At 35.6% G+C, this 13,557-nt stretch carries 8 protein-coding genes; all 8 read left to right on the top strand.

What is annotated here, in order from left to right; translation table 11 throughout:
* Nucleotides 1-4: 4 nt before the first annotated feature.
* The 8 genes from sov (at nucleotide 5) to WBG07_RS08660 (ending at nucleotide 13,546) form a co-directional block, all read left to right on the top strand.
* The gene (gene sov / locus WBG07_RS08695; RefSeq protein ID WP_413788818.1) at nucleotides 5-7,162 is read left to right on the top strand and encodes a T9SS outer membrane translocon Sov/SprA; all 7,158 of its coding nucleotides are present in this window, start codon (nucleotides 5-7) and stop codon (nucleotides 7,160-7,162) included.
* A gap of 69 nt (nucleotides 7,163-7,231) precedes the next feature.
* Nucleotides 7,232-7,612 carry a glycine cleavage system protein GcvH gene (gcvH, locus tag WBG07_RS08690; RefSeq protein WP_340200404.1) on the top strand — a complete coding sequence of 127 codons (381 nt, stop codon included), beginning with the start codon at nucleotides 7,232-7,234 and terminating at the stop codon, nucleotides 7,610-7,612.
* Nucleotides 7,605-8,003: a VanZ family protein gene (locus tag WBG07_RS08685; RefSeq protein ID WP_340200401.1), complete on the top strand. Its 399-nt coding sequence runs from the start codon at nucleotides 7,605-7,607 to the stop codon at nucleotides 8,001-8,003. The genes gcvH and WBG07_RS08685 overlap by 8 nt, the downstream gene beginning before the upstream one ends.
* A gap of 52 nt (nucleotides 8,004-8,055) precedes the next feature.
* The gene (locus WBG07_RS08680; protein WP_340200398.1) at nucleotides 8,056-8,763 is read left to right on the top strand and encodes an energy transducer TonB; all 708 of its coding nucleotides are present in this window, start codon (nucleotides 8,056-8,058) and stop codon (nucleotides 8,761-8,763) included.
* Nucleotides 8,764-8,868: 105 nt separating this feature from the next.
* Nucleotides 8,869-9,672, top strand: a complete 804-nt coding sequence (locus WBG07_RS08675) for an energy transducer TonB (protein ID WP_340200396.1) — start codon at nucleotides 8,869-8,871, stop codon at nucleotides 9,670-9,672.
* Between the two features lie 111 nt (nucleotides 9,673-9,783).
* Nucleotides 9,784-11,886: a gliding motility protein RemB gene (locus WBG07_RS08670; RefSeq protein ID WP_340200395.1), complete on the top strand. Its 2,103-nt coding sequence runs from the start codon at nucleotides 9,784-9,786 to the stop codon at nucleotides 11,884-11,886.
* A 170-nt stretch (nucleotides 11,887-12,056) separates the two neighbouring features.
* Nucleotides 12,057-12,965, top strand: a complete 909-nt coding sequence (cyoE, locus tag WBG07_RS08665) for a heme o synthase (RefSeq protein ID WP_340200393.1) — start codon at nucleotides 12,057-12,059, stop codon at nucleotides 12,963-12,965.
* A complete protein-coding gene (locus WBG07_RS08660) occupies nucleotides 12,965-13,546 on the top strand; it encodes a cytochrome c oxidase subunit 3 (protein ID WP_340200391.1) in 582 nt (193 codons plus the stop codon). Before cyoE ends, WBG07_RS08660 begins: the two co-directional genes overlap by 1 nt.
* The last annotated feature ends 11 nt before the right edge of the window (nucleotides 13,547-13,557 follow it).

The raw sequence follows: 13,557 nt of genomic DNA, 5'->3' as shown, positions 1-13,557 counted from the left end.
CGATTTGAAAACGACCATACCAAAAGTACCACTCAACTTAACCAGAGTAATTTTTTTTAGTATACTTTTGTTATCCGGCATAAATTTATATGCGCAGGATACTATTCCAGTACCTCAAGATTCTGTAAAGACAGGAATTTCTCTTGGTAGAATTATTCTTAAAAACCCTAATAGCATTGTGGCAAAATACACTTACGATCCAGCTTTGGATTTGTATTTTTACGATGAAACTATAGGTGATTTCAATATTAAGTATCCAGTAATTTTAACACCTAAGCAGTATGGAGAGCTCGTGCAAAAGGAAAACATGCGCGAATACTTTAAAGAAAAAATAGATGCTGTAGATGGAAAAAAAGAAGGAAGTAAAGAAGCTCGGAAAAATTTACTTCCAAGTTTCTATGTGAATTCGGGATTTTTTGAGACAGTTTTTGGCGGTAACACCATTGAAGTAATACCACAGGGATCCGTGGCAATGGATTTGGGAGTGCGTTTTCAAAAAAATGACAATCCCGCATTATCTCCAAGAAACCGAACGAATCTTACTTTTGACTTTGATCAACGAATAAGTTTGAGTTTATTAGGTAAAGTGGGTACAAGATTAGCAATTAATGCAAACTACGATACGGAAGCCACTTTTGATTTTCAAAACTTAATAAAACTTGAATATGAGCCTACAGAAGATGATATTCTTCAAAAAATTGAAGTAGGTAATGTTAGCATGCCCTTGAATAGCTCTTTAATAACCGGAGCTCAGAGTCTTTTTGGGGTTAAAACTGAGCTTCAATTTGGAAGAACAAGAGTAACAGGCGTATTTTCCGAGCAACGTTCGCAAAGTAGATCAGTAGTAGCCCAAGGTGGAGGAACACTAAACGATTTTGAAATTTTTGCTTTAGACTACGATGAAGACAGGCATTTTTATTTATCACAATATTTTAGAGATCAATACGATACCGCTCTTGAAAATTACCCATTTATAAGAAGCCAAGTGCAGATTACCCGTATAGAAGTATGGGTTACAAATCGTGGTCAAAGAACCGAGAATGTTAGAAATATTGTGGCAATTCAGGATTTAGGTGAATTTGAAGAGAATAAGACTAGATTAGGAATCAATAATCAAGATCCACCAGGTTTTTTTAATGTGAATACAGGTCAGCCAAATGAGTTGCCTCGTAATGATGCAAATGACTTTAATCCTGAGGCAATTGGAACTGCAAATTCTGTGCTTACCAGCGCAATTAGAGAAATTCCAACTACTAGATCTGGTTTTGGATCCTTAAACTCTGTGGTAAACGAAGGCTTTGATTATGCCATACTGGAAAATGCTAGAAAGCTAGAACAAGGTAGAGACTATACATTAAATACCCAATTGGGTTATATTTCTTTAAATCAGCGTTTGAGTAATGACGAGGTATTAGCCGTTTCATTTCAGTATACATACGCGGGAGAAGTGTATCAGGTAGGTGAATTTGCAGCGGACGGGATTGGCTCTACGGGAGTTGATCCAGATAATAATACAATTATTAATAACAGTCTTGTATTAAAACTTTTAAAAAGTAATATAACCAATGTGTCAGATCCAATTTGGGATTTGATGATGAAAAACATTTATTCTACTGGCGCATTTCAATTGAGTCAAGAAGACTTTAGAATGAATATTCTGTATCTTGATCCTTCACCTGTAAATTATTTGTCACCAGTAGATGAAGCCACTTTTCCAAATGGTTTAGAGGAACGTATCTTATTAGATGTTTTCAATTTTGATCGTTTAAATGTTTACAATGACCCCCAAAGCGGAGGTGATGGTTTCTTTGATTTTATACCCGGAATTACAATTGATACCCAGTCTGGTAATATTATTTTCACCAAAGCAGAACCATTTGGTGAATTTTTGCATCAAGAATTAGGAGGAGGAGATTATAACAATCCAACATCTTATAACCCCAATCAAGATCGTTACGTATTTAGAAATATGTATGAACTAACCAAAGCTGCTGCACTAGAGGATAGTGATAAAAATAAATTCCAGCTTAAAGGGAGGTATAAATCAGAAGGTTCTAATGGTATTCCAATAGGCGCATTTAATGTTCCTAGAGGATCTGTTCAAGTAACAGCTGGCGGTAGATTGTTACAAGAGGGTATTGATTATACCGTAAACTACCAGGCAGGAACAGTGCAAATTTTGGATGAAGGTCTTCGTGCTTCAAATACGCCAATAGAAGTATCTGTAGAGAATAACGCTATTTTTGGACAACAAACCCGAAGGTTTGCAGGGATTAATGTAGAGCATCAGTTTAGTGAAAAATTTGTGCTTGGCGCTACCTTTCTTAATCTAAATGAAAGACCATTAACCCAAAAAGCAAACTTTGGTGTGGAGCCTGTTAATAATACAATTTTTGGTTTTAATGGAAACTTTTCTACAGAACTTCCATTTTTAACACGCTGGTTAAACAAATTACCAAATATTGATACGGATGTTCCTTCCAATCTATCGGTAAGAGGTGAAGTAGCATATTTAATTCCAGGGTCTCCTAAAAATGCCGATTTTGAAGGAGAAACTACCGCATATTTAGATGATTTTGAAGGAGCTCAATCACTTATTGATATTAGAGGTCCGCTAGCATGGTCCTTGGCAAGTCCGCCATTAGAATTTTTAAATAACGGGCAACCCTTTGGTAATTCACCAGACGATCCTGATAATCTTTTAAACGGGTACGGAAGAGCAAAATTAGCATGGTACACAATTGACCCTATTTTTTATACCACTCAAAGACCTTCCGGAATCTCAGATGATGATATTTCTACCAATCAAACAAGACGAGTATTTATAGACGAGATCTTTCCGCAGGTAGATGTGCCACAGGGTCAGACTACCGTACAAAACACTTTAGATCTTGCTTATTATCCGCAGGTCAAGGGACCTTATAATAACAACCCGCAAGCAATTAATGCGGTACCTGCAGATGATAAATGGGGTGGGATTATGCGTTCTATAAGCAGTACTAATTTTGAACAGGCAAATGTTGAGTTTATTCAATTTTGGGTCTTAGATCCTTATGTAGATGGAACCACAGGAGCAGGAGGCGAGTTAGTTTTTAATTTAGGAAATATATCCGAGGATATCTTGACAGATGGACGTAAACAATATGAGAATGGTTTACCAATTAATGATAATTCTCCTACCAATTTAACCGCAGAGACCTCATGGGGTGTTGTACCCTCTACGCAATCTTTAGTATACGCATTTGATGCAGATGCAGATAATAGAACAATTCAAGATGTAGGCTTTGATGGATTAGCAGATAGTGAAGAAGCAAACATTTATACCAATAATCTAGGTAGTGATCCTGCACTTGATAATTACCAATATTATTTAGAAGCCACGGGAAGTATTTTGGATAGGTACTTTAACTTTAATAACCCACATGGAAACTCTCCTGTTGCCGTAAGCAATACCAATAGAGGGTCTACTACTTTGCCCGATGTAGAAGATGTAGATAGAGACCTTACGCAGAATACGGTAAATAGTTATTTTGAATATCGCATTCCAATTCGCCCTAATATACAGCGAACAGATCCTTATGTTACAGATATTAGGGAAGAAGATAGACCAGTACCAAATAATGGAACTGTAAGATCAAGATGGATTCAGTTTAAAATCCCCATTCGTGAATTCAACGATGCTATTGGCGGAATAACGGATTTAAGGTCCATAAGTTTTATGAGAATGTACCTTACTGGATTTACCGAAGATGTAGTACTTCGTTTTGCAACGCTTGACCTGGTAAGAGGTGACTATCGTTTTTATACCCGTTCATTGCAGGAAAACGAAGATGATCCTGAAGATGATGGAACCTTTGCAGATATCAGCACTGTAAATATTCAGGAAAACGAACAGCGTCAGCCTATACCTTATAGACTCCCCCCCGGAGTACAGCGCGAGCAGCTCAATAATAACAATACAATTGTAAGGCAGAATGAACAATCTCTTGCTTATACGGTTTGTGACCTTCAATCACAAGATGCAAGAGGAGCCTTTAAGAACATTAATGTAGATTTAAGGCAGTATAAACGATTGCAAATGTTTATGCATGCAGAGGCTTTTCAAAACAATACAGTTTTTAATAATGAACTGGTTGGGTTTATCAGATTGGGTACCGATTTTGATGATAATTACTATCAGATAGAAGTACCGCTACAAATCACACAACCAGGCGCTTCAACTCCTGAAGAAATTTGGCCAGAATTAAACAACCTTGATATTTCATTAGAATTGCTCTCCCGCATGAAAGCTGTAGGCATAGCAGATGGTACATTAAACCAGGTTACATATTATGATGAAGACCTCAATGTAGTTAGTGAGTTTGCTCCAAGACAGGATGGAGTAAAACGTTTAGGTCTTAAAGGAAATCCATCTCTTGGTAACATAAGGGCTTTAATGGTGGGTGTTAAGAATGCTTCAACTAATGAAGTTTGTGGAGAAGTTTGGTTTAACGAGCTTAGACTTTCTGAACTTGATAATAAAGGAGGATGGGCAGCAGTTGCAGCTGTAGATGCGAACCTGGCCGATTTTGCAAATATCTCTGCAACAGGGCAAATAAGTACTATTGGTTTTGGCACATTAGAACAACTGCCAAATGAGAGAAGCAGAGAAGAATCTGTTCAGTACGGTTTAAATACCAATGTAAATTTAGGGCAGCTATTTCCTAAAAAATGGGGACTTCAAATCCCATTAAACTATAGTATTTCAGAAGAATTAATTACCCCAGAATTTGATCCGGTTTATGAAGATATTACCTTAGAAGACCGTATTGAAGCGGCAGATACTCCACAAGAAAAAGAAGTTACTAGAAAACAAGCAGAAGATTATACAAAAAGAAGAAGTATAAGCTTAATAGGGCTTAGAAAAAATAGAGCACCAGAGGCTAAGCAACAGTTTTTTGATATTGAAAACTTCACATTTAATTATGCTTACAATGAAGTAAATCATCGTGATTTTGAGATTGAAGAACAAAGAGATCAAAACGTAAGAACGGGATTTAATTATAACCATAGTTTTAAGCCAGTAGAGGTAGCTCCTTTTAAAAAGAATGATTCTCTTTTTACAGGTAGGTACTGGCAGTGGTTGAAAGACTTAAATTTTAACTTGTTGCCTACCAGCATTTCTGTTAATTCTAATATCACACGTACCTTTAACCAACAACGTTTTAGAGATGTTTTAGGAATTGATACTGGAGATGTAGATGATCTTGGCCTGCCGTTATTGCAACAACGTAATTTCCTATTTGATTGGCAATATACCATCAACTATAATTTAACAAAATCGTTACGATTTAACTTCACGGCTGCTAACTATAATATCGTTCGTAATTATTTTGATCAAGATGAAGATGGAAATACGGTGATTCGTGAAGATATTGGTATTTATGACGACTTTTTTAATACAGGAGAAGCCAACAGGCATACGCAACAGTTACAACTAAATTATGAATTACCATTAAATAAAATCCCAGCTTTTAGTTTCTTAAATACTACCTATACCTATACGGGCGACTTTGATTGGCAAAGAGGAGGAGAAGTGCTTAATGAAATCGCAGGTGAAAATTTGAATACCATACAAAATGCTAATACCCACACCATAAATGCAGCACTTAATATGGATAAGTTGTATGGATATTTAGGATTGGAAAAAAGGAAGAAACCCGAGACAAGGCAAAAAAGAAGTGGGATACCCCGCAGACCCGTAAATCCAGCTAGCGGAAAACCAGAAGAAGAAAAATTGAAAAAAACATCTGTACTGCATAATACGCTAGTAGATATTCTAACCCCCATAAAACGTATTAATTTAAATTATACCGAAAATAATGGTAAAGTACTTCCGGGGTATACAGAATCTATTGGTTTTATAGGAACCCTAAGACCTTCATTTGGTTTTGTATTTGGAAGTCAGGCAGATATTCGTTATGAAGCCGCCAGAAAAGGATGGCTAACTACTTTTACAGAGTTTAATCAGCAATATATTGAAAGAACCAACCGTATCTTGAATATCTCTGCCAATGCACTTCCCACTCAAGATTTAACAATTGATTTAGTAGCAGACCGACAATATGCAGAGAGCTACACAGAAAATTTTAGAGTAAATGAGAATGCAGGAGAGTTAGAGTATGAAACTTTATTAGGTAATAGATTTGGAGACTTTTCTATCTCCACTTTAATGATAGCAACCTCTTTTTCAAGCAGTGATGAATTTTCTTCTAAAACCTTTGATGACTTTAGAGCAAATAGACTTTCAATTGCTAATAGATTGGCAATACAGCAAGGAATTGATATCAATGACCCTGCGCAATTAGATGAAGATGGTTTTCCCATTGGTTTTGGAAAAACAAATCAGGCGGTGATGCTTCCTGCATTTTTAGCAGCCTATACCGGGCAAGATGCAGAAAAAGTATCTTTAGGAGCGTTTAGAGATGTTCCTATTCCTAATTGGGTGATAAAATATACCGGATTTATGAGGAATAAATGGTTCCGAAAGAAATTCCGTAGGTTCTCTCTTTCGCATGGGTACCGTTCTAGCTACAGTTTAAATTCATTTAGAACAAATCTGGAATACGATCCTAATGTTCCATTTACGAGTCAAACAGATCAAGCCGGAAATTTTCTCAACGAGACTATTTATACCAACGCTACTTTGGTAGAACAATTTAATCCGTTAATTCGCGTGGATTTTGAGATGAAAAATTCACTAAGTGTTCAGGCCGAAGTAAAAAGAGATCGTGCACTTTCTTTAAGTTTTGATAACAACCTACTAACAGAAATTACAGGTAAAGAGTATATTTTTGGTTTAGGCTATCGTATTAAAGATTTACGCTTTAAAACAAATATTGGTGGAAAAAAGACCACGCTTAAAGGAGATTTAAATTTAAAAGCCGATCTTTCCCTTCGTGATAATGTTACTGTTATTAGAAATCTAGATATTGATAATAATCGCATTACTGCTGGGCAAAATATATGGGCATTAAAATTTACCGCAGACTACGCTTTAACAAAAAACCTAACCACATTATTCTTTTACGATCACACGTTCTCAGAGTTTGCTATTTCAACCGCATTTCCTCAAACTACAATTAGGTCTGGATTCACCTTGCGTTACAATTTTGGAAATTAATTAATGTGTTTTTTTGTAAGCTTCGGCTAAAAAAGTACATTTGTCAACTATAATTTTTTAATAATTACAATGAATATACCATCAGAATTAAAGTATACCAAGGATCATGAATGGGTTAAAGTTGAGGGAGATACCGCTATAGTTGGGATTACAGATTTTGCTCAAGGAGAACTTGGAGACATTGTTTATGTAGAAGTAGAAACTGTGGATGAGACGCTAGATAAAGATGAAGTTTTTGGAACGGTAGAAGCAGTTAAAACAGTTTCAGATTTATTTCTCCCTCTTACTGGTGAGATAACAGAGTTTAATGAGGCGCTTGAACAAGAACCTGAAAAGGTAAATAGCGACCCCTATGGAGAAGGGTGGATGATAAAAATTAAGATAGCAGATGCTTCAGAAGTAGCTCAATTAATGAGTAGTGAAGAATACCAAGAGTTAATTGGTGTTTAAAAAACATATTTTTAAAATACTACTAATAGGCTGGTTGGTGCTCATAACACTACTCAGCTTATTTTCTTTAAGCGAATTACCTAAAGTGGAAGTGCAACTAAGCTTTGGAGATAAGATTGTACATGCAGTTTTTTATGCTTTTTTAACTATTTTTTGTTACTTGTTTATGCTTGTTGAATGGCAGAAGTATAAAAAAAGAAGAACTCTTCTAGTTTCAAGTGTCTTGAGCTTTATTTATGGTATGATTATTGAAGGATTACAGTATGTATTGCCTTATAAACGTTCGGCAGATTGGTTTGACGTTTTAGCAAATAGTTTGGGAGTTTTTCTGGCAATTTTGGTAATCCGCTGCATAATAGATAGGAATAAGGCGTTAAAAACAATAAATTAATTGTTTTAATTGTGAATAAATATTTAAATTAGCAAACATAAAATAGTATATCATGGAACTTAAGAAAAATCCTAAAGCTGATCTTACTAGAAATAGTGGTCTCTTTTTTGTTATTGGTTTGGCTTTTATTCTTGCCGTAACCTGGGGAGCACTAGAATACAAGAAGTATGATCCGAATGAAAAATTCGATTATACCATGAACGTGGATGATGATCTTGATGAGGATGTCCCAATGACAGAACAATTAAACACACCACCACCGCCACCGCCACCTGCTGCACCTGAAGTTATTGAGGTAGTGGAAGATGAAGAAGAGGTAGAGGAAACCGTTATAGAGTCTACAGAAACGAATCAAGAAGAAATTATCGAAGTAGTTGAGATAGAAGAGGTAGAAGAGGATTTAGATGTAGACGTTCCCTTCGCAGTAATTGAAGATGTACCTGTTTTTCCTGGATGTGAAGGGCAGCCAAAATCTAAATTGAGAGACTGTTTTCAACGTAAAATGAACGAGCATATTAGAGATAACTTTAGATATCCAGAGATAGCTCAAGAATTGGGAATTCAAGGAAGAGTATCAGTGATGTTTACCATTCAAAAAGATGGTAGCATTGGGAATGTTAGAATGAGAGGTCCGGATAAGAATTTAGAAAAAGAAGCAATGCGGATTATTAAAAAGCTACCTAAAATGACTCCGGGTAAACAAAGAGGTCGTGCAGTACGTGTTCCTTTCAGTATTCCAATTAATTTTAAATTACAATAGAAAAATCGAACTTTTTATATAAGAAAACCCGAACAATTTGTTCGGGTTTTCTGTTTTTGGTATGCTTATTGTGCTCTAAGTAACTTTAACATTAAAACCATATTTATGAAAAGTTACTCTAAAAAGTCGCAACAGATTCACGGCAATGAATCACCGCAACCACGCATTCGTAAGCAAGATGTAAATTTACGAAAAAACGGATGGCTTCACTTTCAAATAGGACTTATTCTAAGTCTTATGATTACCTACTTTACGGTAGAGGCTACATTTCCATTTATAGACAATCCCGATTTGGGGAAGCTTCAAGTGACCCCAGATATTATTGTAGAAGAACCCTTTGTGCTTCAATTACCAGAGCCTAAACCTCTTATTTCGGACCCGCTCTCAGAGCCTCTTTCAGAAAATTCTAATACTGTTGGGGAAGAGATTAAAATCATTAAAAACAGTGAAAACGACCTAAAGGAAACTAAGAATGTCGTGGTAACACCTGCTAATGACCCTACGGATTTGTCTTTAAAGGATATTAAATATCCAACAGAAGATGAAGAGGAAATATTTAGTATCATGGCAGTAGAAACGGTACCCCTGTTTCCGGGTTGTGAACAACTAAGTACTAATAAAGAAAAGATAGACTGTTTCTCTTCGGAACTAAATAAAATTATAAGTAAAAATTTTAACGGTTCATTAGGTTCAGATTTTGGTTTGGAGGGCATACAGCGAATTCATTTAGTATTCAAAATTGACAAAAAGGGCTATATAACAGATATCAAAACAAGAGCGCCTCATCCTGCATTAGCGAAGGAAGCCGAAAGAGTAATAAGGATGGTGCCACAATTGAAACCAGGAAAGCAGAGTCACCGTCCGGTAGAGGTATTATTTGCGAAACCTATCATTTTTAAAGTGAATTAAAAAAATTCCCGCTTGTGCGGGAATTTTTCTTTAAAGCTGTCGTTTATTAAAAATAAGAAAAAGACTATCTTGCCAAATCATTTTTGATGAGATTTAAGGATCGTTGCTTTTATGAGAAACTTTTTTATCTGCTTTTTGTTTTTGAACTTATATGTACTAAACGCGCAAGAGTTAACCAATAACTTTAAGCGTTATCCTGTTTTTTCTGAGTGTGAAAATCAACTAGCAGAGCAGTTGCAAAGCTGTTTTACAGAGCAATTTAGAATTTTCTTTTATGAGAATTTCAAGGAGCCAGAAGATGTTATAGCTGAACAATATAAAGGCAAAGTATCTTTGCTTTTTGAAGTAACTCAAGAAGGTAAATTCAAGCTGTTGTATGCAGATGCGGTATACGCTTCTGTAAAAGAAGAGTTGGAAAGCTTGTTTTTAAAGCTCCCTGTGATTGTGCCTGCCACCTATAGTAGCAGGCCTACTTATATGCAATTTTCTTTTAATTTTAATCTCCCACTCAATAGTAATATAGAAGATAAGGAGGCTGTTTTAACAAAAAGTAATTCGCCAGCAGTAGACTTTGAGAAAGAAGTTTCCGGTGAATGGGATAGTATTGTAGAAAATCAATACAATAATAATGAATTTGAAAGTGAATTGAATATTCCATTTTCACATCAAGTTTATGGAGTTTTTGACGCGTCACTTAATCAAGTGGGAAGCAATAATCATACCGCATCAAAACCCTATTTGTATTCTGAAGTGGCTAATTATTATGATCTTAATGCTCGGAATAAATCGTTGGCAAAAAGTAAAAAGAGTTGGTGGGGCAAAAAGTGGTGGAATGAACATATGATAAGCGTTGCTGGTAAGGGGTATTGGTTTACTGCAGACCCAATTGCTGACCTGCAATTAGGTAAGGATAATAGTGATGAAGTAGATTTCACTTATAACAATACTAGAGGAGTCTATATTCAAGGAGGATTAGGTAAAAAACTAGCATTTTCAACATCTCTTTTTGAAAGTCAGGGTCGCTTTGCTGATTATTATAATAATTATGCCAGAAGTATTCGTCCAGACGGTGGGAATCCTGCAATTATTCCTGGTAGAGGTATTGCAAAAGAGTTTAATGAAGATGCCTTTGATTACCCAGTAGCAGAGGGGTATCTTTCATTCACTCCGGGGAAGCATTTCAATATTCAGCTAGGTCATGGACGCAATTTTATAGGAGATGGATATCGTTCTCTTTTTCTGAGCGATGTAGCAAGTCCTTATCCGTTTATTAAATTGAATACTTCCTTTTGGAAAATTAAGTATACCAACTTATGGATGTCTTTAAGAGATGTTAGAGGTGAGGCGACTGAAGACGGAGCATTTTTGACAAAATATGTTGCCAGTCATTATTTAAGTTGGAATGTGAGCCCTAAACTTAATGTAGGATTTTTTGAATCTGTTATCTGGGATCGCAGAAATGATCGTGGATTTGATCTTAATTACTTAAATCCTCTAATTTTTTATAGATTCATTGAGTTTTCAACTGGTTCAAGAGCGGGAAATGCCTTGATTGGATTAAGTGGAAAGTATAAATGGAATGACCGCTTCAATCTCTATGGGCAGCTCATACTTGATGAGCTTTCAGTAAAAGATATTTTTGGAGGAGAACAAAGCTGGAAAAATAAATATGGAATACAAATAGGAGCTAAATTTTACCAACCTTTTAATGTTGAAAATCTAATGTTTCAATTAGAATATAATCGCGTAAGACCCTATACCTATTCGCATAACACTATTGTTTTGAATTACGGCCATAATAATCAGCCGTTAGCACATCTATGGGGGGCTAATTTTAGTGAAATAGTGGGAATTGCTAATTACAACTATGGCAGATGGTTTGGTACTGCAAAGTTAATTTATGGTAAACGAGGTTTTGACTTCAATTCAACAGAAGATAGTTTTGTTTATGGAGGAGATATTTATACAAACGAAGAAAATCGTCCTTCAGACAATGGGATAGAAATTGGGCAGGGTAACAATGTGAATACCTTGGTGGGTGATATTCAAGGTGGTTATCTTGTCAATCCTTCAACCAATCTAAAAGTCTATATTAATCTTACGTATCGTAATTTTGATCCTACCTTTGAAAGTGCTACTACTTTTAATAATACAACCGTTTGGTTTAATGTGGGGTTAAGAACAGATCTTTTTAATTGGTATACAGACTTTTAATACAGCTTATTATTTCTGTTCAGATCCTAAAAACCCCAGTATTTTTACGTTAACCATACTTTTTTATGCAGTTATTAACACAATCAGGTTTTTGAAGTGCAAAACAATCTTAAAATGATTGCATAAAAATCAATTGTGACATATCTTTGCACACGATTTAGAAAAGATTGATGAAAACGGTATTGAGCACCACAACAAAAAACCATTCTATTGCACTTGCAATAGAAGATTTTAAGCAAATTACAAAAGCAGGCTTGTCGTTAAGTGTGGTTTTTTCCTCTGTAGCAGGATATCTACTAGGTGCAGATGCTATTAATTTCACGACCCTTACCTTGTTGTGTTTTGGAGGTTATTTCATGGTAGGTGCTTCCAATGCATATAACCAGATTATTGAGAGAGATTTGGATGCGCTCATGAAAAGAACGCAAGATAGACCCATTCCTTCTGGTAGAATGACCGTTAGTACAGCATTTATTATTGCAGTCACTTTTACAATAGCTGGGGTGGTAAGTCTTTACATTGTGAACCCTAAGACCGCAATGTTTGGTGCAATATCTATATTTTTATACACTAGTATTTATACACCCTTAAAAACAAAAACATCGCTTTCCGTTTTTGCCGGTGCCATTCCAGGTGCTATTCCTTTCATGTTAGGATGGGTTGCTGCTACTAATGATTTTGGAATTGAACCGGGAACTTTATTTATGATCCAGTTTTTTTGGCAGTTCCCTCATTTTTGGGCTATTGGCTGGGTATTATATGATGATTATAAAAAAGGAGGTTTCAATATGTTACCTACCGGTAAAAAAGATAAAGCAACAGCTATTCAGATTATTATGTACACCATTTGGATGATTGTAATATCTGTATTTCCGGTTACAGGTCTTACGGGAAGTTTGCATTTATCCATACCGGGGGCAGTGCTCATATTCTTAATAGGAGTAGGAATGTTGATGTTTACCTTTAAACTCTATCAAAAAAGAGATAATAAATCTGCAAGACAGTTAATGTTAGCCAGTGTTGCATACATTACTCTAATGCAAATTATTTACGTAGCAGATAAATTTATTAATAGTTAATGGATCTTACGACAGGAACAGTAGAAGACAAGAACAGTCGAGCCAAAAAAATGATGCTTTGGTTTGGTATGGGGAGTATGATCATGACCTTTGCGGGGCTAACTAGTGCATACGTAGTTAGTAAATCAAGACCAGATTGGTTAGACAACTTTGAGATACCAACTGCATTTTATATGAGTACTTTGGTTATACTACTTAGCAGTCTTACCATGCATTTGGCAAAAATATATATTCAGCAAGAACAACATGGTACGGGTAAAGTATTGCTTTTATTCACCTTTCTTTTAGGGATTTCTTTTGTGGTCTTTCAATTTGTAGGTTATACACAAATTTTAGAAAGTGGTTATTACTTTACAGGTGCAGAGAGTAATGTAACCACCTCTTTTTTATATGCAATTACCATCACTCATATAGGGCATGTTATAGCAGGTCTTATAGTATTAGTGGTAGTAATTTATAATCATTTTAAAGAAAGATATATTGGAGGAAACACGCTAGGCCTAGAACTAGGGGCAACTTTCTGGCATTTTCTTGATTTTCTTTGGGTATATTTGATATTATTTTTCTATTTCTTAAGATAGGAAAAAAACGT

This window comes from Ascidiimonas meishanensis, from assembly GCF_037782385.1.
GTDB classification, from domain to species: domain Bacteria; phylum Bacteroidota; class Bacteroidia; order Flavobacteriales; family Flavobacteriaceae; genus Ascidiimonas; species Ascidiimonas meishanensis.
This window is presented reverse-complemented; position numbering and strand designations above follow the sequence as displayed.

Coding starts and splice junctions, on each gene's coding strand:
- cyoE (WP_340200393.1), top strand. CDS start 12,057: ATGAAAACGGTATTGAGCACCACAACAAAAAACCATTCTATTGCACTT.
- gcvH (WP_340200404.1), top strand. CDS start 7,232: ATGAATATACCATCAGAATTAAAGTATACCAAGGATCATGAATGGGTT.
- WBG07_RS08675 (WP_340200396.1), top strand. CDS start 8,869: ATGAAAAGTTACTCTAAAAAGTCGCAACAGATTCACGGCAATGAATCA.
- WBG07_RS08660 (WP_340200391.1), top strand. CDS start 12,965: ATGGATCTTACGACAGGAACAGTAGAAGACAAGAACAGTCGAGCCAAA.
- WBG07_RS08680 (WP_340200398.1), top strand. CDS start 8,056: ATGGAACTTAAGAAAAATCCTAAAGCTGATCTTACTAGAAATAGTGGT.
- WBG07_RS08670 (WP_340200395.1), top strand. CDS start 9,784: ATGAGAAACTTTTTTATCTGCTTTTTGTTTTTGAACTTATATGTACTA.